This is a genomic window from Rhizobium sp. IBUN (genome assembly GCF_000510625.1).
In the GTDB taxonomy this organism is placed as follows: Bacteria; Pseudomonadota; Alphaproteobacteria; order Rhizobiales; family Rhizobiaceae; genus Rhizobium; species Rhizobium altiplani.
Window position 1 is genome coordinate 60,128 of sequence record NZ_AZNV01000024.1, and the last position, 24,295, is coordinate 84,422.

At 60.9% G+C, this 24,295-nt stretch carries 29 protein-coding genes and 1 pseudogene; 15 read left to right on the forward strand and 15 right to left on the reverse strand.

The window, feature by feature from the left end; genetic code table 11:
- The first annotated feature begins 26 nt into the window (after window positions 1-26).
- Entirely contained in the window at window positions 27-437 is a 411-nt protein-coding gene (locus RHIBUN_RS0120960; RefSeq protein WP_025661052.1) for a hypothetical protein, read from the forward strand.
- 198 nt (window positions 438-635) lie between these two features.
- Here RHIBUN_RS0120960 and bla read toward each other — a convergent pair whose 3' ends face one another.
- The 3 genes from bla to dmeR all read right to left on the reverse strand — a co-directional run bounded on the left by bla (window position 636) and on the right by dmeR (window position 2,868).
- Complete coding sequence (bla, locus tag RHIBUN_RS0120965) at window positions 636-1,526, reverse strand: class A beta-lactamase (protein WP_025661053.1); 891 nt, start codon at window positions 1,524-1,526, stop codon at window positions 636-638.
- Window positions 1,527-1,593: 67 nt separating this feature from the next.
- Window positions 1,594-2,571 carry a CDF family Co(II)/Ni(II) efflux transporter DmeF gene (gene dmeF / locus RHIBUN_RS0120970; RefSeq protein ID WP_025661054.1) on the reverse strand — a complete coding sequence of 326 codons (978 nt, stop codon included), beginning with the start codon at window positions 2,569-2,571 and terminating at the stop codon, window positions 1,594-1,596.
- Between the two features lie 24 nt (window positions 2,572-2,595).
- The gene (dmeR, locus tag RHIBUN_RS0120975; protein ID WP_018116571.1) at window positions 2,596-2,868 is read right to left on the reverse strand and encodes a Ni(II)/Co(II)-sensing transcriptional repressor DmeR; all 273 of its coding nucleotides are present in this window, start codon (window positions 2,866-2,868) and stop codon (window positions 2,596-2,598) included.
- Window positions 2,869-2,919: 51 nt separating this feature from the next.
- Here dmeR and RHIBUN_RS0120980 point away from each other — a divergent pair, with 51 nt between their 5' ends.
- Genes RHIBUN_RS0120980 through RHIBUN_RS0120990 form a run of 3 tightly spaced genes read left to right on the forward strand, consistent with a single transcriptional unit; the run spans window position 2,920 to window position 4,391 of the window.
- A complete protein-coding gene (locus RHIBUN_RS0120980) occupies window positions 2,920-3,246 on the forward strand; it encodes a hypothetical protein (RefSeq protein ID WP_018116572.1) in 327 nt (108 codons plus the stop codon).
- 31 nt (window positions 3,247-3,277) lie between these two features.
- A complete protein-coding gene (locus RHIBUN_RS0120985) occupies window positions 3,278-3,772 on the forward strand; it encodes a GNAT family N-acetyltransferase (protein WP_025661055.1) in 495 nt (164 codons plus the stop codon).
- 40 nt (window positions 3,773-3,812) lie between these two features.
- Window positions 3,813-4,391, forward strand: coding sequence for a type 1 glutamine amidotransferase family protein (locus RHIBUN_RS0120990; protein WP_018859477.1), 579 nt, complete (start codon window positions 3,813-3,815; stop codon window positions 4,389-4,391).
- Between the two features lie 18 nt (window positions 4,392-4,409).
- Here the strand turns inward: RHIBUN_RS0120990 and RHIBUN_RS0120995 are convergent, their stop codons facing one another.
- The 4 genes from RHIBUN_RS0120995 to RHIBUN_RS0121010 form a co-directional block, all read right to left on the reverse strand.
- Window positions 4,410-5,375: a hypothetical protein gene (locus RHIBUN_RS0120995; protein ID WP_025661056.1), complete on the reverse strand. Its 966-nt coding sequence runs from the start codon at window positions 5,373-5,375 to the stop codon at window positions 4,410-4,412.
- A 128-nt stretch (window positions 5,376-5,503) separates the two neighbouring features.
- Complete coding sequence (locus RHIBUN_RS0121000) at window positions 5,504-6,421, reverse strand: cytochrome c (RefSeq protein WP_025661057.1); 918 nt, start codon at window positions 6,419-6,421, stop codon at window positions 5,504-5,506.
- 97 nt (window positions 6,422-6,518) lie between these two features.
- On the reverse strand, window positions 6,519-6,968 hold the full coding sequence (locus RHIBUN_RS0121005; RefSeq protein ID WP_018116350.1) for a cytochrome c: 450 nt from the start codon (window positions 6,966-6,968) through the stop codon (window positions 6,519-6,521).
- Between the two features lie 144 nt (window positions 6,969-7,112).
- A complete protein-coding gene (locus RHIBUN_RS0121010; RefSeq protein ID WP_018116351.1) occupies window positions 7,113-7,751 on the reverse strand; it encodes a LysE family translocator in 639 nt (212 codons plus the stop codon).
- A 129-nt stretch (window positions 7,752-7,880) separates the two neighbouring features.
- On the opposite strand from RHIBUN_RS0121010, the gene RHIBUN_RS0121015 reads away from it, so the two are divergent.
- Window positions 7,881-8,582: a YafY family protein gene (locus RHIBUN_RS0121015; protein WP_025661058.1), complete on the forward strand. Its 702-nt coding sequence runs from the start codon at window positions 7,881-7,883 to the stop codon at window positions 8,580-8,582.
- A 69-nt stretch (window positions 8,583-8,651) separates the two neighbouring features.
- On the opposite strand, the gene RHIBUN_RS0121020 is transcribed toward RHIBUN_RS0121015, so the two are convergent.
- Together RHIBUN_RS0121020 and xth are read right to left on the reverse strand one after the other, a co-directional pair.
- Window positions 8,652-8,921: a hypothetical protein gene (locus RHIBUN_RS0121020; protein ID WP_018116353.1), complete on the reverse strand. Its 270-nt coding sequence runs from the start codon at window positions 8,919-8,921 to the stop codon at window positions 8,652-8,654.
- Between the two features lie 31 nt (window positions 8,922-8,952).
- Window positions 8,953-9,747 (reverse strand): exodeoxyribonuclease III, encoded by a 795-nt coding sequence (xth, locus tag RHIBUN_RS0121025; protein WP_025661059.1) that lies wholly within the window; start codon window positions 9,745-9,747, stop codon window positions 8,953-8,955.
- Between the two features lie 193 nt (window positions 9,748-9,940).
- On the opposite strand from xth, the gene RHIBUN_RS0121030 reads away from it, so the two are divergent.
- Together RHIBUN_RS0121030 and RHIBUN_RS0121035 are read left to right on the forward strand one after the other, a co-directional pair.
- Window positions 9,941-10,495, forward strand: coding sequence for a hypothetical protein (locus tag RHIBUN_RS0121030; protein ID WP_025661060.1), 555 nt, complete (start codon window positions 9,941-9,943; stop codon window positions 10,493-10,495).
- Window positions 10,496-10,640: 145 nt separating this feature from the next.
- Window positions 10,641-10,877: a hypothetical protein gene (locus tag RHIBUN_RS0121035; protein ID WP_018116356.1), complete on the forward strand. Its 237-nt coding sequence runs from the start codon at window positions 10,641-10,643 to the stop codon at window positions 10,875-10,877.
- A gap of 47 nt (window positions 10,878-10,924) precedes the next feature.
- On the opposite strand, the gene RHIBUN_RS0121040 is transcribed toward RHIBUN_RS0121035, so the two are convergent.
- Together RHIBUN_RS0121040 and RHIBUN_RS0121045 are read right to left on the reverse strand one after the other, a co-directional pair.
- On the reverse strand, window positions 10,925-11,776 hold the full coding sequence (locus tag RHIBUN_RS0121040; RefSeq protein ID WP_025661061.1) for a metallophosphoesterase: 852 nt from the start codon (window positions 11,774-11,776) through the stop codon (window positions 10,925-10,927).
- Window positions 11,777-11,884: 108 nt separating this feature from the next.
- Window positions 11,885-12,487: a superoxide dismutase gene (locus tag RHIBUN_RS0121045; protein ID WP_018116360.1), complete on the reverse strand. Its 603-nt coding sequence runs from the start codon at window positions 12,485-12,487 to the stop codon at window positions 11,885-11,887.
- Between the two features lie 200 nt (window positions 12,488-12,687).
- On the opposite strand from RHIBUN_RS0121045, the gene RHIBUN_RS0121050 reads away from it, so the two are divergent.
- From RHIBUN_RS0121050 to RHIBUN_RS0121065, 4 genes are all read left to right on the forward strand, one after another.
- Window positions 12,688-13,017, forward strand: a complete 330-nt coding sequence (locus RHIBUN_RS0121050; protein ID WP_025661062.1) for a hypothetical protein — start codon at window positions 12,688-12,690, stop codon at window positions 13,015-13,017.
- A 211-nt stretch (window positions 13,018-13,228) separates the two neighbouring features.
- Complete coding sequence (locus RHIBUN_RS0121055; RefSeq protein WP_025661063.1) at window positions 13,229-14,719, forward strand: hypothetical protein; 1,491 nt, start codon at window positions 13,229-13,231, stop codon at window positions 14,717-14,719.
- A gap of 193 nt (window positions 14,720-14,912) precedes the next feature.
- Window positions 14,913-16,214 carry a hypothetical protein gene (locus RHIBUN_RS0121060; protein ID WP_018116222.1) on the forward strand — a complete coding sequence of 434 codons (1,302 nt, stop codon included), beginning with the start codon at window positions 14,913-14,915 and terminating at the stop codon, window positions 16,212-16,214.
- A complete protein-coding gene (locus tag RHIBUN_RS0121065) occupies window positions 16,211-17,014 on the forward strand; it encodes a hypothetical protein (protein WP_025661064.1) in 804 nt (267 codons plus the stop codon). The genes RHIBUN_RS0121060 and RHIBUN_RS0121065 overlap by 4 nt, the downstream gene beginning before the upstream one ends.
- A gap of 180 nt (window positions 17,015-17,194) precedes the next feature.
- Here the strand turns inward: RHIBUN_RS0121065 and RHIBUN_RS0121070 are convergent, their stop codons facing one another.
- Entirely contained in the window at window positions 17,195-18,025 is an 831-nt protein-coding gene (locus tag RHIBUN_RS0121070) for an oxidoreductase (protein WP_025661065.1), read from the reverse strand.
- A gap of 78 nt (window positions 18,026-18,103) precedes the next feature.
- Between RHIBUN_RS0121070 and RHIBUN_RS0121075 the strand changes: the two genes are divergently transcribed.
- Window positions 18,104-19,048, forward strand: coding sequence for an AraC family transcriptional regulator (locus tag RHIBUN_RS0121075; RefSeq protein ID WP_025661066.1), 945 nt, complete (start codon window positions 18,104-18,106; stop codon window positions 19,046-19,048).
- A gap of 51 nt (window positions 19,049-19,099) precedes the next feature.
- Here RHIBUN_RS0121075 and RHIBUN_RS0121080 read toward each other — a convergent pair whose 3' ends face one another.
- Window positions 19,100-19,780, reverse strand: a complete 681-nt coding sequence (locus RHIBUN_RS0121080) for a peroxiredoxin-like family protein (RefSeq protein ID WP_025661067.1) — start codon at window positions 19,778-19,780, stop codon at window positions 19,100-19,102.
- 288 nt (window positions 19,781-20,068) lie between these two features.
- On the opposite strand from RHIBUN_RS0121080, the gene RHIBUN_RS0121085 reads away from it, so the two are divergent.
- Complete coding sequence (locus RHIBUN_RS0121085; RefSeq protein ID WP_156932734.1) at window positions 20,069-20,578, forward strand: hypothetical protein; 510 nt, start codon at window positions 20,069-20,071, stop codon at window positions 20,576-20,578.
- 49 nt (window positions 20,579-20,627) lie between these two features.
- Here the strand turns inward: RHIBUN_RS0121085 and RHIBUN_RS33700 are convergent.
- Window positions 20,628-22,061 (reverse strand): annotated as a pseudogene (locus RHIBUN_RS33700) (amidohydrolase family protein).
- Window positions 22,062-22,229: 168 nt separating this feature from the next.
- Here RHIBUN_RS33700 and eco point away from each other — a divergent pair.
- The gene (eco, locus tag RHIBUN_RS0121095) at window positions 22,230-22,733 is read left to right on the forward strand and encodes a serine protease inhibitor ecotin (protein ID WP_025661069.1); all 504 of its coding nucleotides are present in this window, start codon (window positions 22,230-22,232) and stop codon (window positions 22,731-22,733) included.
- Window positions 22,734-22,864: 131 nt separating this feature from the next.
- On the opposite strand, the gene RHIBUN_RS0121100 is transcribed toward eco, so the two are convergent.
- Complete coding sequence (locus RHIBUN_RS0121100; protein WP_025661070.1) at window positions 22,865-23,209, reverse strand: nuclear transport factor 2 family protein; 345 nt, start codon at window positions 23,207-23,209, stop codon at window positions 22,865-22,867.
- Window positions 23,210-23,377: 168 nt separating this feature from the next.
- Between RHIBUN_RS0121100 and RHIBUN_RS0121105 the strand changes: the two genes are divergently transcribed.
- Complete coding sequence (locus tag RHIBUN_RS0121105; protein ID WP_025661071.1) at window positions 23,378-24,208, forward strand: helix-turn-helix domain-containing protein; 831 nt, start codon at window positions 23,378-23,380, stop codon at window positions 24,206-24,208.
- Window positions 24,209-24,295: the final 87 nt, after the last annotated feature.

The window sequence follows — 24,295 nt, forward strand, 5'->3', positions numbered from 1 at the left end:
TCAATGTCCAGGGAGGGAAGATCGTGATGAAGAAGCGGTTTGCGATCGCGGCAGACGCTGCGCTCCTGCTCGCGAAGAACGCCGCAGAGGTCCCTGACAGCCACAACTTGGTTGCCCCGACGCTCTTGCGATCCCAGGTATTGGCCCGCCTCTACTCGGCGGTTCGTAATGGCGATCTGGACAAGAGGGAAGCTGACGATCAGCTGGACTATCTTCGCGGTCTGAGAATTCGACTGCTCGGCGACCGCGTGTTGCAGCGGTACGCGTGGAACATCGCCAGCAAACTCGAATGGACGAATACCTATTGTGCCGAATACATCGCCGTCGCGCAGCTCCAAGCGGACGCATTGGTTACTCTGGACCCTGATCTTGCCGCGGCGGCGCAGTCCTTCGTCCGCGCTGCCTCGGTGGAGGATCTGCTCGCAACGATCGCGTGAGTATGGCGATAGGCGACAACAGGGCGGCTGCTTTCGGCGCAAAGCGGTCATGTTGAGTTGCCAAAGGACCAGTGGCGACACATTTCACGAAACCTGCCTGGCACAACGCTTCAGTTCAGCGATGAAGCCTTCACAAACTGATTCAGATCGATGCGACGGAGATTCACGTTTCCGTAGCATCTCTTTGAGAAGAAAGCGCTATCCGACCATATCGGCCACGATCTTTCCGACCTCGGCGAAGACAGGGTTGATCTCGGAGACCGGCGCCTTGGCCTGCGTCACGTAAGCCGCGACCAGGATCGCACCGTGTCCGGGCGGCCAGACGACGGCGATATCGGCAGCGCTGCCGTTGTTTCCGGTGCCCGTCTTGTCGCCGATCTTCCACGTGTCCGGCAGGCCGGCGCGCAGCCGCGCGCCGCCTGTCGTGTTCGCCACCATCCACGCCACCAGCTTGTCACGCGACGGTTCCGACAGGGCCGAGCCCAGCGTCAGGTTGCCGAGTGTGTCGACCATCGCGTCCGGCGTGGTCGTATCCTGCGGGTCGCCGTCCTTGGCTACGTTGAGCGCCGTTTCCCAGCGGTCGAGCCGCGTCGATCGATCGCCGAGCGTGCGCAGCCATTTGGTCAACTCGGCCGGTCCGCCGAAGCTCTCCAGCAGCAGGTTGCCTGCCGTGTTATCGCTCAGTGTGATCGCCGCCTCGCAGAGTTCGCCGATGCTCATGCCCTCGCCGCCGACGTGCTTTTCCGTTTCCGGCGAATAGGTGACGAGCTTGTCCTGCTCGTAGACGACGCGCCGCTCGAGATTTTCCTGTCCCTTGTCGACACGCGCCAGCACCAACCCCGCAGCCAGGACCTTGAAGGTGCTGCAGAGGGGGAAGCGCTCGGTCTCGCGGTAACCGAAGGAGATGTTGGTCTCCGTGTCGATCGCCGACACGCCGATGCGACCGCCGATCGCCTTTTCGAGCGCGTCCATCCGCCGGTTGATTTCATCGTCGCTGTCTTCCGACCACGCAACGCGCGGCAGGAGAAAGGCAGGTGAAAGCAATGCCGAACCGAGAAGGGTCCGGCGACGGATCGAAAAGCCACGCATGAAAATTCCTCTGCCTCAAATCAACGAACACTTGGCTAGAGACTGATTGTGGCCCCGATGAGTCGCGTCAAGCGGCTGCGGACTGCGTGACCTCGACGGTAACATGCGAGAGGCCGGCAACGGGTCCGAGCTTTGCCTTGTAGAAGGCAGGACTTTCCACCTGTGGCGTCACCAGAGCGACGATCGCGGCGTGGTGGCCGGGACCGACCTGCCAGACATGGAGATCGGTGATCCGCTCGCCGCCCGTTTCCAGCGCCGAACGGATCTCGTCCTGTAGATCTGCCTCCTGCGGCACGACATCGAGCAGCACGCGGCCGGACGACCGCATCAGGCCCCACGACCACTGGGCGATGATAAGGCCCCCGACGATGCCCATCAGCGGATCAAGCCAGAGCCAACCGTAGAGGCTGCCGAACAGCAGTGCGGCGATGGCAAGTACCGAGGTCAGCGCATCCGCGATGACATGGACGTAGGCGGCGCGCATGTTGTTGTCCGAGGCATGTGCGGAATGTGCATGGTCGCCATGGTGGGCATGATCGCCGTGATGGTGATGCTCGTGATGGTGGGAATGACCATGGCTGTGGCCATGATGGTCGTCCTTCAGGAGCCAGGCGCTCGCCAGATTGACCAACAGACCGACGACAGCGACGCCGATCGCCTGGGCGAAACTGATCTGCACGGGATGGGTGATGCGCAGGAAGCTCTCCCAGGCCATCAGGAGCGCAATCAGCATCAGAATGATGGCGCTGGCAAAGCCCGCGAGATCGCCGAGCTTGCCGGTGCCGAAGGTGAAGCGCGGATTGTGCGCCTGACGGCGGGCATAGAGATAGGCAACCGCCGAGATCAGCAGCGCACTCGCGTGCGTCGACATGTGCCAGCCATCGGCGACCAGCGCCATGGAGCCGTAGTAGGTTCCGGCGCCGATCTCGACCACCATCATGACGGCGGTGAGCGCAATGACGAACCAAACGCGCCGGGCGTTGCGGTCGTGGTCGGCACCCAGGAAAACGTGGTCGTGCTCAAGTGTTTGGGTCTGTGCGGCCATCGCACGCTCCTCATGTCGGTTATCTCAGCGAATGTAGGTTCGCAGAACTTCGGATATTTCCTCGACGGCCTCCATCCGGGCCTTCTCATCGGCGGCATGCAGGACATGCTCGTGAAGGTGGTCGTCCAGCACTTCACCGGTCAGGCCGTTCAGGGCGCCGCGGATCGAGGCAAGCAGCTGCAAGATCTCTCCGCAGGGTCGCTCCGCCTCCAGCGCGCGCTCGACGGCCTCCAGTTGGCCTTTCAGACGGCTGACGCGAGCCAGCAGCTTCTTCTTCTGGTGCGTGGTGTGGGACATAAGCTTATCCATTTAGCATAGGGGGGTACCCTATATACAAGTATCCCTGAGATGAAAAGCGATATCAACGGCCTCGCGATTTCGGCGCCAAGAGCGATCAGCGGCGGCTTACAGATCGGCATGACACTTGCCGATCTAGCTCTCGATGTCGGTGACCGAGCGATCGGACGGCTGCGTCAGGCAACGCTGTTCGCTTCCAAGCGCGAGCTCATAAAACCCATTGACAAACACCGCGTTCTGGATGATCTATCAACACATGATCAAGAACGCGCACATCACCAGCTCGTATTTTTGGCTGTACCTGTAAGGGGCGGCCGGACAGATCATATTGTCAACAAGCCGCCGTCAGGCGGCTTTGTTGTATCGGCAGCGTCCTGACGGCAGAACACCACACAAGGACGCGAAGACCATGCTTGAAATCGAAGACACCGAAATCTCATTGATCCGCCCGCCGGTGATCAATATCCGCGCCGCCAAGCCGCGTGACCTGCCCGAACTCAACGAAATGATCGGCCTGCTCGCCAAGTACCACGGCGATCCGGCCGCCTCGAGCCCGGAGCAGCTCGAGCGTGACCTGTTCGGTCCGGTTCCATGGATCAGCGCCCTGGTTGCCGAAAGCGATGAAGGCCTGATCGGCTACGCCATTCTTGTGCCGCTCTACAGGGCGCAGGACGGTGCTCGCGGCATGGATCTGCATCATCTCTTCGTGCGGGACGGCCATCGCGGCCATGGCGTCGGTCAGCATCTCGTCAACCGCGCCCGCGACACGGCCCGCAGTGCAGGCTGCGGCTATCTCTCAGTCAGCGCCGCCACCGGCAATGTACAGGCCCATCGCTTCTACGAGAATATGGACTTCGTGCCTCGCCCGGTCACCGGCATGCGCTATATGCAAGCTTTGGCATGAGCGGCATTGATCGCCCCGGACAGCCTGCAAGGAGAAACGGATGACCCGACTTGCAATCGTCCTCACCGATGGATTCGCCGACTGGGAGGTCGCCCAACTGACGGCCTCCGCGCGCTCCTATTTCGGCTTCGACGTGGTGATCGCAACGCCCGACGGCGCTGAGGTGCGCTCGATGGGCGGCATGCGCGTTGCGTCCGACACCGTCGCGGAAAACCTGCATGCCAATGCCTTCGACGGGCTGGTGCTGTGTGGGGGCACGATCTGGGAAACGGAAAAGGCACCCGATCTGAAGCCTGTGATCGACGACTTCACTACGCATGGCAAGCTCGTGGCAGGAATCTGCGGCGCGACTCTGGCGCTTGCGCGCGCCGGAGCATTGAATGCGACCGACCATACCAGCAACGCCGCCGACTTCATCGCCAGCGCGCCGGGCTATGCCGGCCAGGCGCACTACAAGGACAGCCCGCAGGCAGTGCGCGCCGGAAAGCTGGTGACGGCGCCGGGATCGGCACCGATGACCTTTGCTGCTGAAATCTACCGCGCCCTCGGGCACGCAGGCGACGACCTCGATCAATATGTCCTGATGTTCGGCGCCGAGCACCAGCCGAAGGCGGCCTAGGCCGACGCGCCGCTTGTCTTATCGAAGGACCGGCTCACCGTGGAAGCGGCGGCGTGAGGGCTTGGAAACACCGAAGCCCACCTCCATCATCAGACGCGGCTTCGTCTTGGCAACCGTGCCCAGATGAAAACCGAAGGGATCCTCGGCGAAGCCGAAGCCGGCCGCGCCGGTCAGCGTCATCACGCTCTCCTTGCCGTAGAATTCGAGGATCTCGTGCGCGGGGTGGCCGACCAGAAGGGTCAACTGGTGCTTGAGGCGCCGCTTGTTGTGGCTGCCCCTGACATAGACATGCGGACCGGTGCCCTCGTCGACATCGACGAGATAGAAAAAGAACTTCAGCATCCGCCAGTCATCGAGATCGAAGTGATACTTGTCGAGCGATGCCAGGCTGCGGTCGGCTTCGCTTGCTCTCGTCGGAAAACTCCACCAGGTGCGGGTGGTGATCAGCCGGGCCTGCGCACCGAGATAGCAGCGCGCAATCTCCGACAGAACCGGATCGCGCTGGACAGCACGAACGGCTGGGCAATCAAGCGCTCGCTCGAAATGGTGGCCGCTCAGGATCGGCCGCCCCCATTGCTGCTCCACGGCTCGGTGATCGGACGCCAGGAACTCGATCTTGCGATCGAAATTTCCAAAGCATGGGGTCGCGCCTGCAAAGCTGGCGATTTCACGGGTGATCGCCTCGGGTAGGCTCAGGTTCGGAAATATCCCGTCGCGCCGCAGCGACGCGACGGCATCTGCATGATTCACGCCCTTGAAGAGCGTCGGCAGATTCTCGATCGCACCATTGCTGCGCCGCGCGGTCAGCCAATGCACCTTGCGCGCCGGGACGGTGCGCGCCAGCAGGAACATCGGCAGCCAGGAAGGATTTTCGCGGATGTCGGCCATGTAGGTCGGCAACCGGGCGACCATGCGCCGCAATTTGCCGCCCTTGCGGGCAACAGTTTCGAGATCATCCGCAGAGTTGACCGACGTAACATGCATGCGGCTGTCCTTTCGGAAGACGTTCTTGGGCGTCGTTCGGAAAGCGAACCGGGGTTCGCCACAGGGCATTCCAGTGCGTGGAGCCGAGTGGAGTGCTGCAATGCGGCATTTTTGAGATATCGCTAATATTAATGGCTCGGAACCGCCTTCAGGTAAGCTGCGATCGCCTCGAGCTCCGGCTTCGGCAGACGAGCGAGGTTGCGCTGCACCTCCGCCATCGAGCCGCCTGCCGTATCGAAGTCGGGCGTGAAGCCGGTTTCCAGATAGTTGGCGATATCGTCCTGGCTCCATGAGCCGACGGTCTTCGAGCCTGGCGTAATGTTAGGGATGCGGCCCCGGCCTTCCGGATTCGGTGCTCCCGACAGCCAGGTGTTTGCCACGAAGCCGCCAAGCCGATCGCGCGGCGTGTGGCATTCGCCGCAGTGGCCGGCGCCTTCGACCAGATACTGGCCGCGCTTGACCTTGTCGTCGACATTGGCCGCGAGCACGACGCGCGGCTCGTCGTTGAAATAGAGGAACTTCCAGCCGCCCAACGCCAGCCGGATGTTATAAGGGAAAGGCAAGTCGTGCGGCGGGGCGACGTTCCCGCTCTTCGGCAGCGTCTTCAGATAGCCGAAGAGATCGTTGATGTCCTTGTCGCTGATCCGGGCATAGGAATTGTAGGGAAAGGCCGGATAGAGATGCTGTCCGTTCGGCGAGACGCCACGCTTCATCGCATTGCCGAACTGCGCCAGCGTCCATGTCCCGATACCCGCCCTCTCATCGGGCGAGATGTTGGGCACGTGGAATGTGCCAAAGGGGCTCTTCAACGCCAGGCCGCCCGACAAGGTGAGCTTGGCATCGCCCTCCGATCCCGGCGCGGCGTGGCAACTGACGCAGCCACCCGTCCAGAAGACCATCTCGCCGTTCTTCAGGTCGGGGTCGCCGAGGTTGGCCCAGTGGCTTTCGGGGAGCGCGGTGGGCGCGGTGATGAAATAGAAGACCGCCCCGCCAATGACGAATACACCGACGAGACAGAGCAAATACCGGACGAACCTGCGGATCATTCACCGCTCCTGTTGCCAACCGCTTTGCGGAAAACATAAAACGATCCGCACCGGCGGCAAGGCTGGCACGGATCGTTCGAGCAAAATGCCTGGATCGCTATTCGGTCTTTATTCTGAATTTCTCATGACAGCCGCCGCAGTTGCCGCCAAGCGTCTTCAGGGCGCCGCCGACTCCGGCTGCGTCGGTCGGAAGCTGGGCGAGAACCTTGTCGGCATCCGCTGAAAGCTTCGCCGCACGAGCCTTGAAATCCTCGTGATCTTCCCAGATCTTCGGACTTGCTGCCTTATCCCCGGTTTCGGTGCCTGGCTTGAATTGATCCGGGAAAACCTTTGCCGTTTCCGAGATCGTCATCAGGGCAGCCTTCACCGCTTCCGCGTCATAAGGCTTCTCGCCCTTGGCGATCGCTGTCATTGCCCCTGCCGCGCCCCCGACCTTCTTCATCAGCGCAGAACGTGCTTCGTGCGTGCCGTCCTCCGCTGCAATCGCAACGCCTATCACCCCCAGACCGGCGATGAGCACTGCCGCGGTTATAGCTTTCAGTCTCATGTCTGCACTCCTGTTTGATTACCAAAGGTCCTCAAAGCCCCGGCTTCGCTGGACGGGCGGCATCATTGCAAATTTTTCAGACCAAAAAAGTAACAAGTGGGTGAGACATCAGGAAAGATGGACCGTCAGGTGGCGGCGCCCTCCTCATAGGGACACGCGCCAGCCATGCCATGCCGTCAGTATTGAGACGGCGATCAGAAGGGCGCCTGCGACCCGTCCGACGAGGATCGTCGCCTTGGGATTGGACACCAGCAAAGTGCGGCTTCGCGCCGCTGTCAGCGCTAGAGTGCCATAGACAGCCGCTTGGGTCGCCATCGTCATAAAGCCCATGACCAGGCCCTGCGCCCAGATCGGTCCATAGATCGGCTTCAGGAATTGCGGGTAGACGGCGATCATGAAGAGATAGGCCTTGGGATTCATCAGGCAGGTCGCCGCGCCCTGGCGGAATGCCCGCCAGCCCGAGCCCAGACCGCCCGCCCCGACGGTCTCCACGGTGATCGAACTGCGAATCAGCGTGAAGCCGATCCAGGCCATGTAAGCGGCGCCGGCAAAGAGCAGCGGGTTGAACAGGGTCGGCAGGAGGACGGCGAGCACACCGACACCGATAGCGCCATAGAGCGAATGCACCGCCCCGCCCGCCACGATGCCGGCGGTCGCAGCAATGCCCGTGCGCCTGCCGCCGCTCAGGGAGTTGGCCAGCACGAACAGCATGTCCATTCCCGGGACAATGATGATGCCGAAGAGAAGGGTGAAGTAGAGCCAGAGATTTTCGCTGTAAGTCATGTCAGTTGCCCGCTATCCAATTCAAGGTCGATTTCCAAGACCGTGTTGATTTTCAATTCGATAGGGAAAGCTATACGACTGCCCAACTGACAGTGTATTGTCAGGAGCCTGGACCAACGGAGGCGAAAAATGCGCAAGGCCTCACGGCTTTTCGAGATCATCCAGATCCTGCGATTGGCGACCAGACCGATGACGGCGGCGGCCATGGCGGAGACGCTTGAGGTGACCGTGCGCTCGATCTATCGCGACATCGCCGCCTTGCAGGCGATGCGGGTTCCGATCGAGGGCGGCCGGGGCATCGGCTACATCATGCGGCCGGGCTTCGACCTGCCGCCGCTGATGTTCTCGGTCGAGGAAATGGAGGCCATCGTCTTGTCGCTGGCTTTGCTCGATCGAACCGGCGACGAGGAACTCAAGCAGGCGGCCAAGGGTGTCAACCAGAAGATAACAGGCGCCGTGCCTGCGCCGCTGCGCCAGGCGATGGAACGAAAAGCGCTCTACGCCTGGGGATCGGTTGCCCAATCTCCTGTCGGGCTCGATCTTGGTCTGGTTCGTCGCGCCATCCGCGACGAACAGAAGCTGCAACTTGACTACCGCGACGAACTCGGCCGCGCGACGGAGCGCAGGATCCAGCCGATCGCCCTCATCTATTACTCGCAGACCGCCAACATTGTCGCCTGGTGCGAGCTGCGTCAGGCAATCCGCAATTTCCGCAGCGATCGTGTGGAGCATTGCGAAGCGGCAGACGCCTATTTCCGAGGCGAAGGCGACCGGTTGCGGCAGCTCTGGACGAGCGAGTGGATGAACACGCCAGCCACCGCAACCGCCTGAGTGGATGAAAGGTGCGCGCCAGTGCTCTCCGCTTTGCCCGAGTTTCACGGTCGGTGAAGTTGGCGCGGATCAGGTTTCGAACTCTTCGTCCAGGACAGGGGCGTCAGGCTTCTGCCGATCCAAACTCTCACGATAGCGGACGCAACCTCGGAGGAACTTCGGCCAGGGAGGCACCGCGATGTCAGGATTGAGCTTTTCCGGCAGCATTTCCCAGAGCTGAGGATGATGCCAACAGAGGTCGTGACCTGTGGCGTCGCGGTGTTTTCTGATCGCGTCGCGGAGGCGCTTCGCCTCCGTGATCAATTCGTTGTGCGACATCGTATCGAGGTCGGCATCCATCTTGCGTTCCTTCCAGTTTCATCGCTCGTGTTCACGCGTCGTCTTCGCGCTTGGGAACCTCAAGCTCGATCATCACTGGCGCATGGTCGCTCGTATGTTCCCAGCTCCTGGGCTTCCTGCGCACGCTCGCCGACTTGAGCCATGGGGCGATCATCGGGCTGAGCAGGAAATGGTCGATCCGGAGACCCGCGTCGCGTTCGAAGGAGTTTCGCCAGTACTTCCAGAAGGTATAGATGCGCTCGTTCGGATGCAGGTGCCTTACGGCGTCGGTCCAGCCTTGTGCGACCAGATCGGCATAGGCCTTGCGAACCTCCGGCCGGAACAAGGCGTCATCCAGCCAGCGCTCCGGCTTGTAGACGTCGATTTCCGTCGGCATGACGTTGAAGTCACCAGCCAAAACGGCCGGAATTTCGAGGTCGCGCAATTCGGCTGCATATTCGTGCAGCCGTCGGAACCAACGGAGCTTGTAATCGAACTTCGGGCCAGGGGCCGGATTTCCATTCGGAAGATAGAGGCACCCGACAAGGATGCCGTCGATCGCTGCCTCAATGTAGCGGCTGTGCGTGTCATCAGGATTGCTCCGAAGACCGCGCCGCGTCAGTATCGGCGTCGAGCCCCTGGATAGGATCGCGACGCCGTTCCAGCTCTTTTGTCCGTGCCAGATTGCGCCGTAGCCGGCCCGCTCGAGCGCACCGCGTGGAAACCGGGCGTCTTCCGTCTTCAGTTCCTGCAGGCACACGACGTCGGGCTTGTCCTCCTTCAGCCAGCGAAGAAGGATCTCGAGGCGTCCGTTCACGCCGTTGACGTTGTAGGTCGCAATCTTCAATGGCCGAGGCACGTTTCGATGGGTTTCGATCGAAGGGAAATGGAAAGCCAGACGCTAAAGTCCAGCCTCCAAAAAGTCCGCTTCGGATTGAATGGGCGACGGGATTGTTATCACGACCACGACCGCGCCTCCGTCGCCCACCGTAACAGCAAAATAGGATAGGGTGATGCGGGTCTATTGCGGAGGTTACGCCATGCCAAGTCCGTTCGAAGCCGTCAGTGCGTACTTCCATGCGAAAGACGGGAACCGGCCGTTCCTGATGCGCCACGCCTTCGCCGAGGATATTGCGCTGGAGATGGTGGTCAAGACCGACGCCATCTCCTTTCCAAGTTCAGCCAAGGGCCTGCCTGAGATCGAACAGATTCTCTGCCGGCGTTTCGCGAACGACTTCGAAAATGTCTATACTTTCTGCCTGGCGCGCCCCACAGACGCCAATCGACGCCATTTTCCATGCCATTGGCTCGTCGGCATGTCGGCGAAGAATAACGGAGACATCCGAATTGGCTGCGGCCGCTACGATTGGTACTTTTCCGACACCCAAGGTCTTGTCCAAAGGCTAGTCATTAGCATCGATCGGATGGAGATCATTTCGGCGGATCATTTGGGAGCGGTCATGGATTGGATCACATCGCTCCCCTATCCGTGGTGCCAACCGGAGGACATCGTCCAAAGCATGCCTAGCGTCGTCGAACTGGCGCCAATCGCACATTATCTGCGAGAGATCAGATCAATTCCCCCGGACTTCTGAGGCCAGCGCGTTTGGTGGAGGCCCGCTATGTCTTAATTAATAGCCATGCTGCGTCGCAGGCAGTATCATCCATGATCGGTCGGCATCTGTTGGCAACGGCCGCTTGGGAGTTTCGTGCTTCTGCCTGAGCGGAGCATCGAATGAAATGACAGACCTATCAAACGTGATCTCCTTTACAGATGACATCAATGTCGTGTTCGAGGCTCTTTCGGAGTGGTGCTACCTGCACAAGAAAGACCCGAATAGCCTCGAAGGCTGCCGAGCCGCCTCAACGCTCTTCGATCTTTTCCAAGATGGCTGCGACACAAAGGACGGCCTTTTGAGCGCGATGGATCGAAGCGAGATAGCACAGCAGGTGCAGCAAGCCCTACCGATGGGTTGAAGGCGGCACCCTTTGCCGGCCCTATCCAGGCAACGATTGGCGGCAGCCTAGCGGAGCTTCAGCGTCCGGCTGTCCTCACGGCCGAAACCGTGAACTTCGATGCGGTCGGCCCAGATTTCCACGATAGCGAAGGTATTCTCGGTCTCGGTATCGACCATCCCCTTGAAATTGAGGAAATGGCATCCCTCGAGCGTGCCGAAATTGCCGGCGTGGTTGTGGCCACTGAAGTAGGCCGCGACATGTTCGTGCGCCGTCAGAAGAGTGATGATGCGCTCGCGGTCCCAGCAGTCGTGCGCGTTCGGCGGATAGACGGGGTAATGGTTCATGACGATAACCCGCTCGCCTGCAGCACGGGCTTTGTTAATCTGGTCGGAAAGCCAGGCGACCTGCTCGTCGCTCGGCATGGCGTTCCACTCCTGCGCGTTGATGGCGCCGGCTGCCCTAAGCTCGGCGAGCCGACGGGCGGCTATGTCCCGATAGGGATGCCCTTCCGGCGGCGCAAAGGTGCTGACCTCGTTGCCATCGAGAACGATGAACCGCCACCCCTGCCTGGCGAAGCTGTAGTAAGTCGATGCCAGACCGACGCGGGCGGCGACATCGGCCAACCGATCGGCTGCGACGGAAAAATCATGATTGCCGAGCAGGAAGAAATTTTCGTGTCTCAGGCGGTCGTAGACGGGGAGGATGTCGTCGAAGCTCTCGAAGTCCCGATCGATGATGTCGCCGAGCGTGATGACGAAGCTCAGTTCCTCGCCATTGAAAACCTCAACCGCCGCGGAGAGCTTGGCAAGGCTTCTGGCATAGTCGCGGTTCATTCCGACATGCGGCTCCCTCGCCGCATATTGCGAATCTGCGACGACGCCGAAACGGAGAATGGGAAGATCGGAAAAGGATGTCATGTCAGCGCTTTAGGCGCGCGGCATGACAAGCTTGTGACAGTCATCGAAAACAAAAACACCCGGCGTTTCGAGGCGCCGGGTGCTGACATCTTTTTTTGTGCGAGCCGATTACTTCGCTGCGGCTTCGTAGCGCTCCAGGACGTAGTCCCAGTTGATCAGGCTATCGACGAAAGCTTCCAGGTACTTCGGACGCGCGTTGCGGTAGTCGATGTAATAGGAGTGTTCCCATACGTCGACGCCGAGGATCGGGGTCGCGCCGTGAACGAGCGGGTTTTCGCCGTTCGGGGTCTTGGAGATTTCGAGCTTGCCATTCTTGACGGAAACCCATGCCCAGCCCGAGCCGAACTGGGTCGTGCCGGCAGCGATGAAATCGGCCTTGAACTTGTCGTAGCCGCCGAGGTCGGAATTGATGGCAGCTTCGAGCTTGCTCGGCAGCTTGTTGCCGCCGCCGCCCTTCTTCATCCACTTCCAGAAGTGGACGTGGTTATAGTGCTGGGCAGCATTGTTGAAGAGGCCGGCATTGGTGCCGAACGACTTCTTCACGACGTCTTCGAGGGAGAGATCGGAAAGGCCTGCCTCTGCCGCGAGCTTGTTGCCGTTGTCGACGTAAGCCTTGTGGTGCTTGTCGTGATGGAATTCCAGGGTTTCCTTCGACATGAAGGGCTGGAGCGCTTCGTAGTCATAGGGAAGTTCGGGCAATTCGAAAGCCATTGTGGGTCTCCTCTTGGCAATAGTTTGCGTAATCGGCAGGTGAGGCGGAACATAGGAGCGCAAGCATGGAGAGGCAACCTGCGAAATATCAAAAAAGACGGGCAGAGAGGAAAAATTGCCTTCGCCAAGCACTTGGCTTTGCAGCCCTAAATCGCTGATCATGGGCGAGTTTTACAACAGCTGGAAGACGGGCTTTTCAGATGCAGAGGAATAAAATCCGCTTTTGCATACTTGCCATGGCAATCGCTGCGGCGGGAACCGCCCGCGCCTCCTCAGGCGACGCCTGGCAGGAGTTCGCGTCCGAGGTTGAAGCCAAGTGCAAACAGGCGGCGCGCGCCTCGATCGAGTTTCCACATGCGGTCGTCGATCCGTTCGGCAGCGAGCACTACGGCATCGCCCTTGTAACCGGCAAACCGAAGGGCGCGAACGGCTTCGTTAGCTACTTTTGCGTCTACGACAAGCAGACGAAAAGTGTCGAACTCGGCAGCGAGCTTGAGACGGACGGCATGCGGATTCTCCCTGAGGAATAAGGTCGCCAGGCGGCTGTTGCGCGAATGTCACAAGTCGGCCCCTCAAACCTGTTGATTGTCATCTTGCGTATTTTGACAGCGACCGCGCCGCCGTTTCTAGATGCACGCACAGCATGCGTGTACGGAATCAAGGCAATTTTCGATAGGTTCGCTTAATTAGCTGAAATCCATATTTCGCCGGCGTTTTGACAGTACTTTTGGGGCATAAGTCATGGTCATGAGTTTTTTTCGTCGCGCAGAAGACGGCGGCAAGTCGCTGTCGACAACAGGATACCGACCCGCTTCGATAGCGGATCATCGCCCGGCCGCCGAAGAGCCGCTGCGCTATGCTATCCCTGACGTCAACGATTTCGCTGCTTTCGGTTCCGCACTGGAGGAAAACCAGCGGACGTCGGAAGACCTGCTGTCGAGCCTCACATCGCTGCAGGAGCGCGTTTCCTCGCTGCTCGGCACTCACAGCCAGTCGCTGAACGAGACCGGTGCGCTCCGCGCCGAATGCGCGCGCATCAGCTCGCTTCTCGACTACGAAAGCCATGCGCGTCAAAAGGCTGACCAGGACAATCTTCGCCTGACTGCCGAGAACAAGGCTTTTTACGCCGACAACGCGCAGCTTCGCTCCGAGATCGACGCCTTCCGCGACGAGCTGACAAGGCTGCAGAGCGTGCATCAGGTCACGCGCGAAGAATTCACGATCATCGAAAACCGGCTGCTCGATGCCGAACGTGAACTGACGGATCGCGCCATCCAATTCGATGAAGCCTCGACACTCCTGAAGCGCGCTCAGACGGAGCTCGACCAGCGCAGCCGCGAACTCTCGGCCACCCGCGAAAAGCTCGACAACGAGACGACGGCGCACCAGCTGCTCATCGAAACCTCGCGCCGCGAAAACGGCACCCAGGCGCGCGAAATGGCCCGTCTCAACGAGGAACGCAGCCATCTGAAATCCAGCCTCATCGAACAGGAAGCCCAGGTGCGCAACCTGCAGATGGCCGTTGCGAGCCTGAAGCAGGACCTCGCCCTCTTCGAGGAGCGCCACAAGCGGCTCGAAGTCGAGCACGAGACCCTGCAGGCCTCCTCGGCGCTCGAGATCGCCCACCTGACGACGAAGCACGAGGCGATCGGCTCCAAGGCCGAACTCGTGGAGAAGCTACTCGTCACGGCAAACGGCCGCAACAAGATGACGGATGAGGAACTGCAGGCAGCCCGCGCCGATCTCAAGCGCGTCAAATCGGAACTCGTCACCGCCCTCTCCCGCTCGGAGCGCCTTGCCGAGGAACTGCAGCGCGCACGCACGACCGGCGCCGAGAGCGAGTCCGCCCGCCGCGAACTCGCCACGCAGACCAACGAGCTGACGCTGAAGCTGCGTGAGGCGGAGAGCCTGCGCGTGCGCCGCGACCGGGATGCCGATGCGCTGCGCCGCGACATCGATACGCGCATGGATTCCGATCGCTACGAAATCGGCCAGCTGCGCACCAGCCTGGAGATTGCCAAGTCGGAGATCCGGCAGTTGCGCGCCGAGCGCGCCATCCTGACCGGCCAGCTCGAAGTCGCACGCAGCGAACGGCCGGGCGTCGTGGTCCCCACCGCCGCCCTCGAGGAACGCGACGAAGTCCGCATGCCGGCGGCAGGCTTCACACCGATGATCGACATCTCCGAAAAGTCGTTGCGTGCGCCGTCGGCCGACAGCACGCCCGCCGAATAAGGCTTGACGGCGTCAGGCTTCGGCCTGATGCCAAGCCTTGCTTTTGCCGGTATTATATTGGTTTCTTAAAGGGCTAAGGCCGATCGCGTGAACAAAGACTTACGCGACCTGCCTTGGGTCTTTGTTCATGTGCATGTCCTTGCCTCGAACGGCTGCGCGCTTTCGGAAGGCATGCATTGGCCCGGAGGAGACCATGGCGCTCGGCACGTCGCATCGCTTGCAGGAAGGCATCGAATCCGTCGAGACCATGACCCGGTTCGCGTTCGCGATCCTGGCGCTCGCCTCCGGCGTCTACACCTATCTCGGCGTGCGGAGCATCCTCGACGGATCGGCAACCGCCGTGTTCTTCGCGGCGCTCATCTATTCCAGCGCCGTCTCGGTGGCGATCTACGCCTTCTGGACCTACATGGCCCGTTTTTATCCGCACGTGACCAGTACAGGCGGGCGGACGGCCATGCTTGGTGTCATGGCGCTCGGCTGCGCGATGATCATCGCCATGTCGAGCTGGCTCAACGCGGCCGCGCTGGCGGGTTCCGCGGCGCTCGAACAGCATCTGGCCGAAACGCTGGAAGACTACACGGCCGATCTCGACCAGGCGCATCAGAACGCGCTTGCCGCCCAGAGCCTGCTGCCCGACATCCAGCGCACGCAGGAACGGTTCCAGCGCCTCGCCGACCAGGAACGCGAGACCGGCGCGCTGACAGGTACGACCGGGGCCGGCAGCGTCGTGCAGCTCCTGTCGCAGATGGCCTCGCAGCTGACCGAGCTCGAAAACGGCATCAACGCCTCGCGCGAACGGGTGACGACGCTCTTCGACGCGGGCCGCAAGCATCTCGAGACGATGCGGACGCTGGTGTCGGCGCCGGGCGCGATCAATCCGCGCGCCGATCAGTTCGCTGCCGAAGTCGTCGGGCTTTCCGGCGTCATCACCTCGCTGGAGCAGACCTCGATCGCGCCGTCGGTCAAGCGCGCGGCGGAAGACCTGTCGCTCGGCTTCATCGCTCCGGTGGCGGATGGACGCGAGGCGGATCTTGTCACCCGGCAAGACCAGGTGATGGAAACGATCCGATCCTCCGTCGCGGCGCAATCGAAGGTGCTCTCACAGGCAGCCGACCAGATCCTCGAGCGCAAGCCGGTGTCCGAACGGCGGTTCGTTCCACTCTCCTCGGCCGAAGCGGTGCTGCGCTACGCCGGCGACTTCATCCCCAGCTGGGCCGGCGCCATCTCGATCGATATCTTGCCGGCGGTGCTGATCTTCATGCTGTCGATCGTCCACTCGACGCTGCGCCAGCAGGAGCAGCGCCTGCCCTTCGCCGAACGGATTACCGCGGCCGAACTGTTGCAGGCCCTGGAAGTGAGGCGTGAGATCCAGCAGCAGGGTGCCGACGTCGAGGCCGCCATGGATGCTGCAGAGCGCAGTGAAGCGGCGGACCAGTCGAATGTCGCGAGCTTCGACCTGTCAGGCAAAGGACCACGCAAAGGACCGCCGGCATGAGACTGGAAACGGCGGGGCAAAGGTTGAAGGACTACGTGCTCTCCGCCGATGACGGCACGCTGATGCGGCATGCCTTCCACGCTCTCCTCGCCGCAGCCGCCGTCTTCGTGGTGATAGACTGGCATGAAATCAGCTCCGACAGTCCCAACAGTCCGGCCTCCGATCCACTTACGCCGGGTGCCCTGCCCATGCTTCCGCCGGCTCTCACGCAGGGCAAACCCCAAAACGCACCTGCCGAGATCACCGCGGACCCCGAGGTCCTGATGAGGCCGATCCGCTTCGAACTGCGGGCGGACGGCGTGCTCCTTGCGCAGGGCACGATCGAACCCGGCGCGGCCGCACGCTTTGACGCCGAAATCCGGGCCCGTGGCGAGTACGTCAAAACAGTCGCGCTCGATTCGCCGGGCGGATCGATTGGCGACGCGATCGCCATCTCCACGGTTATCCGCGAACGCAAGATCGCGACCAGCGTCGCCAGCGGCGCGCTTTGTGTTTCCTCCTGCCCGATCGTCATGGCCGGCGGCGTCGTCCGTACGGCCGACAAGGATGCTGTCATCGGCGTACATCAGGTCTTCAACGCCACCAGGGAGAAGCTGTCGCCTGATCTCGCCATGTCCGAAGCCCAACGCACCACCGCCGATATCACCCGACATCTCGACGACATGGGAATCAAGCCGGACCTCTGGATCCACGCCATGGAAACGCCCCCCGACAGGCTCTACTACCTGTCTCCCGACGAGATGAAGGAATTCGCGCTGGTAGCGCCGGCTGTGGGGGTGGTGTCCAGGAAGACGAAATAGGCAGCCTGCCAATGCCCTAAAGCACGTGGCGATCTTCCGATTCTCTTGCCGCGCCTTGTTCTCGGCAACACGCAACGAGTGCCAACAACGACTGCTTACGGCTCGAAACGCTCCTCAGTATGAGGAGAGCGGCAGACCGCGTGATCGGAAATTCGAACCGCGGCCACCTTTGTCATTGCGCTATTGCCCGTCGGTGGAGACCGTGACGGATTTCCAAGCCTCAATCTCCTGCTGCAGGCACTCGATCCTGTCAGACACGAGTTTGAGCGCATCGCTTCCAAGCAGGAGTTGCGGTGGAGGATTGGCAGACTCGATGAGGCTAAGCACGGCTGCCGCGAGTTTGTTGGGATCGCCAAGCTGCTTGCCGCTCTTTGCTTGCCGCGCTTCTCGGATCGGATCGAACAGCGCGTCGTAGTCGTCGATGGACCGCTCAGTCCTTACCATCGAGCGGCCGGCCCAGTCGGTCCGGAACGAGCCGGGGCAGAGTGCGGTGACGTGGACGCCGAACGGCGCCATTTCCGTACGCATCACCTCCGATATTCCCTGAAGCGCGAACTTGCTGCCGCAGTAATAGGCGATGCCGGGCATGGTGATCATGCCGCCCATCGACGTGACATTGACGATGAACCCGCGGCGCCTCTCGCGAAACCGCGGCAGGAAAGCCTTGGCAACCGCAACGGCGCCGAAGACGTTCACGTCGAACTGACGACGCATTTCGTCGAGCGGCGACTCCTCGAGGAGCCCTTCGTGACCGTAACCGGCATTGTTGATCAGGACGTCGACCGGGCCGTGGTCTTTCTCAGCCTGCTCGACGACGTCCGGTATCCTGTCGAATTCGGTCACGTCGCAAAGGACGGAACGGACCGCCGGCAGGCGTTCCGCAAGCCCTGCTTGCGAGGCTTCGGAGCGGACGGTGCCAATGACGGTATGTCCCTGTTCGCTGGCTGCCGTCGCGACTGCCAGGCCGAACCCGGAATTCGCGCCTGTGATGAAGAAAGTCTTCTGTGACATGGTGGACAATCTCTTCTTGATTGGTGATGATCATTTGACTGATAATCTTTCCGTACAGGTTCATCGATTGCGGAAACTATGAATGTCTTGCCAAATCCTATAAATGCGAAGGGTGCGCCATCAAGGCGCCGGGAGCTTGTGGAACTGGCCGGACGCCTCGCCCCGCGTCACGGCTACAATCCGACGGGGCTTCACGGCGTCCGCATCCTCAGGACCGAAGAGGTCCTCCACGACATACCCGTCCTCTACAAGCCTGGTGCGGTTTTCGTGCTGCAGGGTCGCAAGCAGGGAATGCTTGAAGGCGAGGTCTATCTCTACGACGAGGAGCATTATCTGGCGGTCTCGGTCCCGGTTCCGTTCCGGATGGAATCCGTCGCCAGCGCAGAATGCCCCCTGCTTGCGGTCTATCTCGAATTCGACATGCAGCTCGCGGCCGAGATCGCCTCGGACGTCGAGGCACGGCGTTCCGGACCGACAGGCACCGCGGCGAGAAGTCTTATGTCCAGCAGAATGGAGCCCGACATCGAGGATGTCGTGCTACGCCTGTTGCGAGTGCTCAACGATCCCATGGAGATGGTGGTTCTGGGCGCGGGCATCTTGCGCGAATTGCACTATCGCATCCTCGTCGGCCCGCAGGGCGCACAGATGATTGCGGCGCTACAGCAGAAAGGCACCTCCGGCAAGATCGTCCAAAGCCTCGCCCGATTGCGCGAAACCTACAGCTTGGAGATTTCAGTGACGGCGCTCGCACAGGAAGCGGGCATGAGCGTCCCCTCCTATCACGCACATTTCAAGGCGCTGACAGGCAGCAGCCCGATGCAATACGTCAAAGCGATGCGGCTTCACGAAGCAAGGCTGATCATGGCGCGCCAGGAAAAAACGATCGCAGAGGCCGCTCTGTCGGTTGGTTACCTCAGCCCAGCCCAATTCAGCCGCGACTTCAAAAGGCACTTCCGCCGCACCGCCTCAGAGGAGGTGAAATGGGTCCGCAGTCACCTCGGCGAGCTTGCCTTGCGACCATGAGGTGTCCGGTAGCGGCGCAAATGCGTGACGAATGTCGGAGATGCAACGCCTTCAGCGTCGGAGGCTGCTGGCAGCGGCAAGCATTTCCGCCGCGTTTGGAAAGATGCAGAGGCTGTCAGGCCCGACGCGCGCTTCAATCTGCACCCAGCGAACGATGCCATCGCCGTCGATGAGGAAGTGCCCGACAAGCTGTGTGGGGTGGCTTGCGAAGATGGCATGATCGATTTCAGTAAGCTCGAAGCCGTCTTGGGCGTTGAGTAAGGCGTTGGCCGCCATCGGGTGTAACGCTTCCGGCAATTCACCCGTCGGGTTAATGCGAGCGGCCTCGAATTGCTCCATGCTTGCCCGATAGGGCCATACTGGTTTCTCGCCGCTGCCCTCGGGCAGGAACTCACCGTGCGGCACGCCGAAGGCCCGGTGCGTCGAGCAATCCTCGTCACATAGGAGCACGGCCGGCGTCGGCCGGTGCTCGAAATATATGCGGGCGCGCTCTACCGGCGTGTTGATCACGGCAACTGTTTCCACCCCCGCGGCGCGCAGGGCAGGCTGTAGACTACCGAGTTGTCCCACCTGACGCCGGCAGAACGGGCAGTGCAGCCCGCGGAAGAAGGCGATCAGAAAAGGGTGACCGTGGAGGCTCGCGAGTGAGACCGTTCCTTTTTGATTTGCCGACGGAAGTGCGAAGGCGGGAGCGTATTCCCCTGGTTGGAGCGGGCGCTTCTGGTCTCCCATGGCATTTGTCCTTTGCTAGGAGTTCAGGTGAATGCTGGGCTTGATCCAAGTCCAACACCTATCACGCCACGGCACCACTCGCTATGTTCACGGTGCAATCGGGTGGAGTGCGAGGCTTCAGAAGTCTGCGACGGCGACACGTCCCCTTGTAGCGCGAAAGAGATGTCCGTATCGGCGTCGCCTTTCGGCCCTTTGCGGCCATCAAACGCGCCACGTGCATCAGACAAAAGCCACGCCTCAATCGCAATCGAAAGTTAAGGTTCAAGCGACAAACTCGCGCAGCGGGCGTTGACATCTGGTCTCGGCCGCGTCGGGCCGTTCCACTTTTGCGCGTCGAGAGGCGATGTGAAATTTCGGTTGCTTGCAGTATTTCTAATTATCTTGCCAGCCGTCTCGGCCGCGCAAGAACACAAGCGTCGTTTTGCCAAATATCAATTCTTCTATTGCGCGGCCGTCCATATGAAGCTGGCCGAAGTCTACAGGAAAACAGGTTTTTCGGACGCCGAAGCCTTTCATACCTCAGAGGCGAACTTCCTGTACGAGAAAGGAAAGAATGGCCTCATTGAGATTGGAAAGTCTCCGGAGGACGCCGCTGAGCGAGTGAAAAAGCATAGGGATGGCCTTGATAGCGAATTGCAGAGTACACCAAGCAAGATATCCAAATTATGCTGCACCTCTGTAACTCATTTTTTCCAGAGCGAGCGAGCCGGCCCGAAATCGGGCGTAGCAATAGCTACGCGAGTGACCTGCATACATAAATGGTACGATGTCTGCTTGTGGCGGCGCAAATCGGCCTAGAACGGAGGCGAGTGATACGCGCAAACTCTCCGCCGCCGATGTGGCGTGACTACAGTAGGTTCTTGTGGACACGGCCATCCTTGACGATGACGGACAAATTCTTTTCCGGCGCTTCGATCAATCGAAGATCGTCAAGCGGATTTCCGTTCCATACCAGCACATCCGCGAGTGCCCCTTCTTCGATAACCCCGAGTTTCCCCGCATAGGGTGTTCGCAAATTTGAAAGAGCGAGCAGCTCGGCATTGACCGAAGTTGCCATCATCAGCGCGTCGGCATTGCTGAACCAGTTGGACAAATGGGTCAGCATGATGTTTTGACGGGGCGTCAGCTGCGGCGAGAAGAGGACATCCGATCCCCAGGCAAGCTTGATGCCGTACTTCTTGGCGTAGTCGTACACCTTCGGCGTGCCGGCAAAGAGTTGTTTGACGCGCTCAACACCCGGACCCGTTTGCGACGCTTCCATGCTCAGAAACGGCTGGGTGCTCAGCCAGACGTTCTTGTCCGCGAACATTCTTGCCGTGACCTCATCCATCAAATGGGCGTGCTCGACGCAGGCGACGCCCCCCGCGATAGCGCGCTGCACGGTACGGGGAGCGTAAGCGTGGATCGTGACATAGGTGTTCCAATCCCTGGCCACCTCGACGGCGGCCCGGATCTCATCTTCACTGAACGTCGTCATGTCGAGAGGGCTGCGAGGCGAGGAGACACCGCCGCCGCCCACCAGTTTGATATGGGACGCGCCCTGCAGGAGTTGCTCGCGGACGCGCCGCTTCAGGGAGCCGATATCATCGACGATCGCCGAGGCGCCAAGCAATTCGCCGACACTGAGTTGGCCATCTTTCGCGGGTATTTCCTACGGCATCCTGAGGTCGCAGTGCCCCCCGGACGTGGTGATCATTGCCCCCGCAGGAAAGATGCGGGGACCCGGAATGATGCCGGTGTCGATTGCCTGTTTGAAGGTGAAGACGGGCCCGCCCAGGTCTCTCACGGTGGTGAACCCGCGCATGAGGGTCCGGTCTGCTTCGGCAGTCGACGCGGCGTAAATTATACCGGGATCACCTGCAAGAAGTACGTTCAATGGCACCGCGGCAAAGATCGAATGCCAATGGGCATCGATCAGGCCCGGCATCACGACGCTGCCAGCGCAGTCGATGACGGTCGCGTCGGCGGGCGGAGGATTGCCGTTCGCGTCAATGGACGACACTACCATTGCCTTCGATCAGTATCTGGACCGAATCTCGCAGGGTAGTTGTCTTGCCGTCAAACAGACGAGCCTGTCGCAGCATCAGCTTTTGCGGGGGCGAGGACTGCGCGCTTGCCAGACCGGGTAGGCCTGCCGCTATCGCGGCCGAACCGACAGTCTTCAGAAAACTTCTGCGAGAGTAATCCGGAGGTGGCTCGAGACCCTGTGGAGCTCGGGGTTTGCACATCCGCAACTCGCCGATGACGCTAAGCGATTATACTTCCGGCCTAAACGAAACATTGCTTTTTCCATCTCAAGGCGCTGAAATACAACCCGACGCTAACATGGCCTTTCTGGATAATCTACGGGCACTTGGTCTGGGGCATCAAGCTGGACGGGCGTCAAGTGAAAGCGATAGCTCTATCGGCAACCCAACCTCGACCACCATTGCGGGCAAAAGGGTGAAAAATGGCAACTTCATTTTGGGCGGGTAAAGCTGCGAAATACTCAATTTCAGTTCTGGTTTTTCTGTCGCTTGCGGTGAGTGGGGCTTCTGCGGCGGAGCCCCGTCAGGCGCGGGACGAGTTGAAGGCATTTCCCGAGGCGCCAGCGGGCCAGCAACGACACGTTATCTTCCTGGCGAAGCGTTCCGACGAAGATGCGCGCCGGGTTGGCGTGATCGTCGGTCGAACCGAGTTGGTGGACTGCAATCGACATACCTTTGGCTCCCAGCTGGAGAAGCGCACGGTCGATGGCTGGGGATATGACTACTACGTCGTTACCGGAGTTGGCGTGGTCGCGAGTACGCGGATGGCGTGCCCGGATAATACCAAGAAGAAAACGTTCGTGCGGAGCTCGGACGAGCCGCTCTTGCGATACAACAGCAGGCTTCCCCTCGTGGTGTTTGCACCCGTCGACGTGGAAATCCGGTACCGGATTTGGAGAGCGGGCCGAGAGAGAACGACAGACTGACGACGCTCCGTCGCGGATCGCCAATATCGTGTTCGGCGGCAAGACCAGGACGTTTGGCGCGGGCCTGCTACCGCGTTCTGTTTTCCCTTTTGCCGATGCCTCGGCCCCGGTCCCCTTTGGGGGGGCATGTTCTAGACGTTGCGACCGAAATAGACGTCCACCGAGGCGATCCTGTCGCCCCTGAACCGCATGACCTCCATGTTGCGGAATGCCCCGCCGTCATGCTTTTCGGCCCGGTAGCGTATCACGGCCTCGTCGTCCGCGATCTCAAGGTGCTCGATCTCGATATCGCGGAATGGCGGCGGCTCGGGCCAGCAACGGCTGAAATAGGCAACGCGATCAATGTGATCGTCGCGCGGGCTGGAGAAGGTGAAGTCCTCCGTCATCATCCCGGCCGCGATATCCTTGCGGCCCTGAAGATAGGCATCGTAGAGCCCGCGAACGGTCTGCTCGCGCGATGTTTGCAGGGTGTCCATGGCACAAATCCTTTCGGCGTCAGTGGCCTCGCCCCAAAGTCCGATTGCATTTTGCAATCGGATTTATAGCATCTCAAGCCCATTGCGGCAACTGCGGCACCACTGGCGGCTTGGAAAGTCTCCGGCGATGGTTCAAGATCATCGCCATCATCGACGACGGACGATCGCATGTCGGAAGCGCAAACCATATTGGAGCGGCTGCAGAAGCTTGCCGCCAAGGACAACCGCCCGCGGGCGCTGCCTGAGGTGGCGGAGCAGTTCTCCACGCTCTTTACTTTCGTGACACGCGAGCGCGAACGCATCGCCGGCTGCGCGTTTCCGCGCGCGTCGATCGTGGTCATCGTCGAGGGTTCGAAGGAACTCGTGACCATGGGACGGCAGATGCGCTTTGGCGCGGGCACCGTTCTGGTCCTGCCCGGCGGTTGGCGCGGCGATGTCGTCAATGACCCCGATCCTACCAGCGGCGTCTACCGGGCGATCTTCATCGGCTTCCCCGACGAACTTGTCGCGCGGGCGGCGCGTTCGTTCCCGCCGCAGCGGGCGGTTCGGCCGATCGATTTGCCGCTCGACACGGTCCTTGCTGCCGCGATCCACCATGCCGGCGAGGGCCTGACGAGCGGGACGCTGCCTGCCCTGCTGATAGAACATCGCGTGATGGAGGTGTTGACGGTGCTTGGCATGCGCGGCGTCCTGCCGGTCAAGTCGAAGACAACGAGCGACGCCGTACGCTCGCTTATCCGCTGGCAACCGGACAAGTCCTGGACCGCCCATGCGATCGCCGCCGAACTAGGCACCAGCAACGCGACGTTGCGGCGCCGGCTGACGGCGGAATCGACGTCCTTGCGCGACCTGCTGACCGAGGTGCGCGTGGACCTTGCTGCAACGCTGCTCTCGGAGGAAGGCGTTTCGCTCCGCGAGGCGGCGCTTGCGGCCGGCTATCGTTCGCCGCGACGCTTCGCCGAGCGCATGCGGGCCAGACAGCATGTGGCAAATGTTTGAGCTTTTCCGACAATTCTTTGAGCGTTTCTGCGCATCAGGCGATCACCGCGATTGTTAGAGCTGTCTCATCGAAAAGGAGACACGCTC

Bases quoted from the DNA above. Each gene is read 5' to 3' on its own strand.
- RHIBUN_RS0120985 (WP_025661055.1), top strand. From the start codon at position 3,278: ATGCTTGAAATCGAAGACACCGAAATCTCATTGATCCGCCCGCCGGTG.
- RHIBUN_RS0121070 (WP_025661065.1), bottom strand. From the start codon at position 18,025: ATGTCACAGAAGACTTTCTTCATCACAGGCGCGAATTCCGGGTTCGGC.
- dmeF (WP_025661054.1), bottom strand. From the start codon at position 2,571: ATGGCCGCACAGACCCAAACACTTGAGCACGACCACGTTTTCCTGGGT.
- RHIBUN_RS0121010 (WP_018116351.1), bottom strand. From the start codon at position 7,751: ATGACTTACAGCGAAAATCTCTGGCTCTACTTCACCCTTCTCTTCGGC.
- RHIBUN_RS0120980 (WP_018116572.1), top strand. From the start codon at position 2,920: ATGAAAAGCGATATCAACGGCCTCGCGATTTCGGCGCCAAGAGCGATC.
- RHIBUN_RS0121040 (WP_025661061.1), bottom strand. From the start codon at position 11,776: ATGACATCCTTTTCCGATCTTCCCATTCTCCGTTTCGGCGTCGTCGCA.
- bla (WP_025661053.1), bottom strand. From the start codon at position 1,526: ATGCGTGGCTTTTCGATCCGTCGCCGGACCCTTCTCGGTTCGGCATTG.
- eco (WP_025661069.1), top strand. From the start codon at position 22,230: ATGGCAACTTCATTTTGGGCGGGTAAAGCTGCGAAATACTCAATTTCA.
- RHIBUN_RS0121055 (WP_025661063.1), top strand. From the start codon at position 13,229: ATGGTCATGAGTTTTTTTCGTCGCGCAGAAGACGGCGGCAAGTCGCTG.
- RHIBUN_RS0121060 (WP_018116222.1), top strand. From the start codon at position 14,913: ATGGCGCTCGGCACGTCGCATCGCTTGCAGGAAGGCATCGAATCCGTC.
- RHIBUN_RS0121105 (WP_025661071.1), top strand. From the start codon at position 23,378: ATGTCGGAAGCGCAAACCATATTGGAGCGGCTGCAGAAGCTTGCCGCC.
- RHIBUN_RS0121000 (WP_025661057.1), bottom strand. From the start codon at position 6,421: ATGATCCGCAGGTTCGTCCGGTATTTGCTCTGTCTCGTCGGTGTATTC.
- RHIBUN_RS0120960 (WP_025661052.1), top strand. From the start codon at position 27: ATGAAGAAGCGGTTTGCGATCGCGGCAGACGCTGCGCTCCTGCTCGCG.
- RHIBUN_RS0121050 (WP_025661062.1), top strand. From the start codon at position 12,688: ATGCAGAGGAATAAAATCCGCTTTTGCATACTTGCCATGGCAATCGCT.
- RHIBUN_RS0121015 (WP_025661058.1), top strand. From the start codon at position 7,881: ATGCGCAAGGCCTCACGGCTTTTCGAGATCATCCAGATCCTGCGATTG.
- RHIBUN_RS0121045 (WP_018116360.1), bottom strand. From the start codon at position 12,487: ATGGCTTTCGAATTGCCCGAACTTCCCTATGACTACGAAGCGCTCCAG.
- RHIBUN_RS0121065 (WP_025661064.1), top strand. From the start codon at position 16,211: ATGAGACTGGAAACGGCGGGGCAAAGGTTGAAGGACTACGTGCTCTCC.
- RHIBUN_RS0121005 (WP_018116350.1), bottom strand. From the start codon at position 6,968: ATGAGACTGAAAGCTATAACCGCGGCAGTGCTCATCGCCGGTCTGGGG.
- RHIBUN_RS0121080 (WP_025661067.1), bottom strand. From the start codon at position 19,780: ATGGGAGACCAGAAGCGCCCGCTCCAACCAGGGGAATACGCTCCCGCC.
- RHIBUN_RS0121100 (WP_025661070.1), bottom strand. From the start codon at position 23,209: ATGGACACCCTGCAAACATCGCGCGAGCAGACCGTTCGCGGGCTCTAC.
- RHIBUN_RS0120990 (WP_018859477.1), top strand. From the start codon at position 3,813: ATGACCCGACTTGCAATCGTCCTCACCGATGGATTCGCCGACTGGGAG.
- RHIBUN_RS0121030 (WP_025661060.1), top strand. From the start codon at position 9,941: ATGCCAAGTCCGTTCGAAGCCGTCAGTGCGTACTTCCATGCGAAAGAC.
- RHIBUN_RS0120995 (WP_025661056.1), bottom strand. From the start codon at position 5,375: ATGCATGTTACGTCGGTCAACTCTGCGGATGATCTCGAAACTGTTGCC.
- RHIBUN_RS0121020 (WP_018116353.1), bottom strand. From the start codon at position 8,921: ATGGATGCCGACCTCGATACGATGTCGCACAACGAATTGATCACGGAG.
- RHIBUN_RS0121035 (WP_018116356.1), top strand. From the start codon at position 10,641: ATGACAGACCTATCAAACGTGATCTCCTTTACAGATGACATCAATGTC.
- dmeR (WP_018116571.1), bottom strand. From the start codon at position 2,868: ATGTCCCACACCACGCACCAGAAGAAGAAGCTGCTGGCTCGCGTCAGC.
- RHIBUN_RS0121075 (WP_025661066.1), top strand. From the start codon at position 18,104: ATGAATGTCTTGCCAAATCCTATAAATGCGAAGGGTGCGCCATCAAGG.